1 protein-coding gene is annotated in these 4,849 nt (G+C 77.3%); it reads left to right on the plus strand.

The features are described 5' to 3' along the window. Positions 1–4,849, plus strand: a 4,849-nt coding sequence (locus CRP51_RS27815) for a type I polyketide synthase (RefSeq protein WP_141514706.1), incomplete at both ends; no start/stop codon positions are given.

The raw sequence follows: 4,849 nt of genomic DNA on the forward strand, positions 1-4,849 counted from the left end.
CGGTGGCGGGGTTGTTGGGTACGGCGGGGCAGGGGAACTATGCGGCGGCGAACGCGTTCTTGGACGCGTTGGCGGCGCATCGCAGGGCCTCGGGGTTGCCGGGGCTCTCCCTCGCCTGGGGCCTGTGGGACGGCGAGCGGGGCATGGGCGCCACGCTCGGCGAGACCGATCTGGCCCGCTGGGCCAGGTCCGGCCTCCGCCCGCTGCCCGCCGAACGCGGCCTCGCGCTGCTCGACGCCTCGCTCGCCGGCGAGCGCGCGCTGCGCGTCCCCGCCGCGTTCGACCTCCCCGCGCTGCGCGCCGCCGAAGCCGAGCCCGCGCCCCTGCTGCGCGCCCTGGTGCGCGGCAGGACCCGCCGCGCCGCCGCCGGCCCGACCGGCGGCGCCGACTGGGCCGAGCGGATGGCCGCGCTCCCCGAGGACGAGCGCGGCGAGACCGTGCTCGACCTGGTGCGCACCACGGTCGCCGGCGTCCTCGGCCACGCCGACCCGCACCGGCTGGACGCCGGACGGGCGTTCAAGGAGATGGGCTTCGACTCGCTGGCCGGGGTGGAACTGCGCAACCGGCTCAACGCCGTCACCGGGCTGCGGCTGCCCACCACCGTCGTCTTCGACCACCCGTCGCCGCGCGCCGTCACCGACTTCCTGCTGTCCCGGCTGAACGGCGCCACCGCGGGCGCCGGTCCCGCCGCGCGCCGGCCCGCCCCGGCCGTCACCGACGAGCCGATCGCGATCGTCGGCATGGCGTGCCGCTACCCGGGCGGGGTCTCCTCGCCCGAGGACCTGTGGCGGCTGGTCGCCGACGGCACGGACGCCGTCACCCCGTTCCCCGAGAACCGGGGCTGGGACGTGGACGCCCTCTACGACCCGGACCCGGAGCACACCGGCACCTCCTATGTGCGGCACGGAGGCTTCCTGCACGACGCGGACCGGTTCGACCCGGCGTTCTTCGGGATCTCGCCCCGCGAGGCCGTCGCCATGGACCCGCAGCACCGGCTGCTGCTGGAGACCGCCTGGGAGACGTTCGAGGACGCCCGGCTGGACCCCACCGCCCTGCGCGGCTCCGGCACCGGCGTCTTCGTCGGCGCCATGTACGACGACTACGTCTCGCGGCTGGCCGCCAGCCCCGAGGAGTACGAGGGCTTCCTGCTGGCCGGCAACCTCTCCAGCGTCGTCTCCGGCCGGCTCTCCTACACCTACGGCTTCGAGGGCCCTGCCGTGACCGTCGACACCGCCTGCTCCTCGTCGCTGGTCGCCCTGCACCTGGCGGTGGGCGCCCTGCGCAACGGCGAGTGCGACCTGGCGCTCGCCGGCGGGGTCACCGTCATGGCGGGCCCGAACGTCTTCGTCGAGTTCTCCCGGCAGCGCGGCCTGTCCCCGGACGGCCGCTGCAAGTCCTTCGGCGCGGACGCGGACGGCGTCGGCTGGTCGGAGGGGGTCGGGCTGCTGCTGGTCGAGCGGCTTTCGGACGCGCGGCGCAACGGGCACCGGGTGCTCGCCGTCGTACGCGGTTCGGCGGTGAACCAGGACGGTGCCAGCAACGGGCTGACCGCGCCGAACGGTCCGTCCCAGGAGCGGGTCATCCGCCAGGCCCTCGGCAGCGCCGGACTCACCCCCGCCGAGGTGGACGTGGTGGAGGCGCACGGCACGGGCACCCGGCTGGGCGACCCGATCGAGGCGGGTGCCCTGCTGGCCACCTACGGCCAGGAGCGGGAGGCGGCGCCCCTGTATCTGGGGTCGTTGAAGTCGAACATCGGGCACGCCCAGGCGGCCGCCGGTGTCGGCGGGGTCATCAAGATGGTGCAGGCGATGCGCCACGGCGTGCTGCCCCGCACGCTGCACGCCGACGAGCCCTCGCCGATGGTGGACTGGTCAGGCGGCGCGGTCGAGTTGCTGACGGAGGAACGGGAGTGGCCGGCCGTCGCCGACCGGCCGCGCCGGGCCGGGATCTCCTCGTTCGGCATCAGCGGCACCAACGCCCACGTCGTCATCGAGGCGCCCGAGCCCCGGCCCGCGCGCGAGCCCGCCGCCGAACCGCCCGCCACCGGCGCCCCCTGGCCGCTCAGCGCGCACAGCGCCGAGGCGCTGGCCGCCCAGGCGGAACGGCTGCGCGCCCATCTGGCCGCGCACCCCGAGGTGCCGCTGGCCGACATCGGCCACTCCCTGGCCACCACCCGCGCCGCGCACGACCACCGCGCGCTGGTCGTGGCCGCCGACCGCGCGGAGCTCCTCGACGGGCTCGCCGCCCTCGCCCGAGGCGAGAACACCGCCACCGCGCCGCGCGTCCCCGCCGGCACGCCCGGCAGGACCGCCTTCCTGCTCACCGGGCAGGGCGCCCAGCGCCTCGGCATGGGACGCGAACTGTACGCCGCGTCCCCGGTGTTCGCCGCCGCCCTCGACGAGGTCTGCGCCGAGCTGGACCGGGCGCTGGTCCGGCCGCTGGCGTCCGTGCTCTTCGCGCCCGAGGACTCCGCGGACTCGGCGCTGCTGGACCAGACCGCCTACACCCAGGCCGCGCTGTTCGCCGTGGAGACCGCGCTCTTCCGGCTGGTCGAGCACCACGGGATCACCCCCGACTACCTGCTCGGCCACTCCGTCGGCGAGATCACGGCCGCCCATCTCGCGGGCGTCCTGGACCTGGCCGACGCCGCCGCTCTGGTCGCCGGGCGCGGCCGGCTGATGCAGTCCGCCCGCGAGGGCGGCGCCATGGCCGCCGTCGAGGCCACCGAGGAGCAGGTCCGGGCCGCCATCGAGCCCTACGGCGCCCGGGTCGCGATCGCCGCCGTCAACGCGCCCACCTCGACCGTGATATCCGGCGACGCCGACGCCGTCGACGCGCTGGCCGGCCACTTCAAGGAGCGCGGCGGACGCGTCCGCCGCCTGCCGGTCAGCCACGCCTTCCACTCGCCGCACATGGAGGGCGTCCTGGACGAGTTCCGCGCGCTGGCCGGCGGCCTCACCTACCGGGCGCCGCGCGTCCCGGTCGTCTCCAACGTCACCGGCGCACTCGCCACCGCCGAGGAGCTGGCCTCGCCCGACTACTGGGCGCGCCACATCCGCCGGCCCGTCCGCTTCCTCGACGGCGTCCGCCTGCTGGAGGAACACGGCGTCACCGAGTGGCTGGAGCTGGGCCCGGACGGGGTGCTGACCGCGCTGGTCCAGGCGTCGCTCACCGCCGAGCCCGGCGTGGTCGCCTCCGCGCTGCGCCGGGGCCGGCCCGAGGGAGCGACGTTCACCTCCGCCGTCGGGCTGCTCGCGGCGCGTGGGGCCCGGCCGCGCTGGGAGACGTTCTTCCCCGGCGGACGGCCCACCGAGCTGCCCTCCTACGCCTTCCAGCGGCAGCGCTACTGGCTGGACGCCCCCGACGCGGCCGGCGACGCGGGCGGCTTCGGGCTGACCGCCGCCGACCATCCGCTGCTCGGCGCCGGCACCGCGCTGGCCGACCGCGACGAGCACGTCTTCACCGGCAGGCTCTCCCGCCACACCCATCCCTGGCTGGGGGACCACGCCGTCGCCGGCACCGTGCTGGTGCCCGGCACGGGGCTGCTGGAGATCGCCCTGGCCGCCGGCGAGCGCACCGGGACGCCCACCGTCGGCGAGCTCACCCTCGCCGTCCCGCTGACCCTGCCGGCACGCGGCGGCGTCCGGCTCCAGGTGACGGTGGGCGCCGCCGACGAGACCGGCGCCCGCCCGGTGCGGGTCCACTCCAGGCCGGAGGACGCCCTCGATGAGGACGAGTGGACCGCGCACGCGCACGGCACGCTCCACCCCGGTCAGGCGCCGGCCGGCGAGACCCCCCTGGCCGCCTGGCCGCCGCCCGGCGCCGCCGAGACCGACCTGACGGACGCCTACGCCCGTCTCGCCGACCTCGGCTACGCCTACGGCCCGGCCTTCCGCAACCTGCGCCGGCTCTGGACCGCGGGCGAGGGTGCCGACGAGCTGTACGCGGAGGTGGCGCTGGACGCCGAACACCGCGCGGGCGCCGCCAGGTTCGCGCTGCACCCGGCGCTGCTCGACGCCGCGCTGCACGCCCTGCTCCCCGGCGTCGCGGCCGACACCGGCCCGGCACTGCTCCCCTTCACCTGGGCGGGGGTCCGGGTCGACGCCGGCGGCGCCTCGGCGCTGCGGGTGCGGCTGGCCCGCTCCGGCGGCGCCACCGACGCGCCGGCCTTCGCCCTGACGGTCGCCGACGAGAACGGCGCGACGCTGGCGGAGGTCGAGGAGCTGGGCCTGCGCCCGCTGGCCGCCGACGCCCTGGCCACGGCCGGCGCCCGCGCCGACGGGCTGCTGCGGATCGACTGGACTCCGCTGCCCGCCGGGGACGGCACGCCGGCGCCCGACGGCTGGGCCGTGCTCGGCGCCGCCGACGCCACGTTCCCCGCCGGCACCCCGGTCCACGCCGACCGCGAAAGCCTGCTCCGCGCGCTCGACGAGGGCGCGCCCGCGCCCGACGTGCTGCTGCTGCCCTGCCTCGGCGAGCCGGACCCCGGCACCACCGTGCCCGAGGCCGCGCACGCCGCGCTCGCGGGCGCGCTGGCCGACGTCCAGGGCTGGCTCGCCGACGAGCGGCTCGCCACCACCCGGCTGGTGGCCCTCACCCGGCGCGCCGTCGCCGCCGCCCCGGACGAGGACGTCACCGACCTGGTGCACGCCCCGCTCTGGGGACTGCTGCGCTCCGTCGCCTCCGAGCACCCGGGACGCGTCCAGCTCGTCGACCTCGACGACCCGTCGAGGGCCGCCGAGATGCTGCCCCGGGCGGTGGCCGTGGGTGAGCCGCAGCTCGCGCTTCGGGGCGGTGTGCTTCTCGTTCCGCGTCTCGTCACTGCGGCGTCTGTCGAGCCGGTTGTGGA

The organism is Streptomyces zhaozhouensis, from assembly GCF_900230195.1.
GTDB classification, from domain to species: domain Bacteria; phylum Actinomycetota; class Actinomycetes; order Streptomycetales; family Streptomycetaceae; genus Streptomyces; species Streptomyces zhaozhouensis.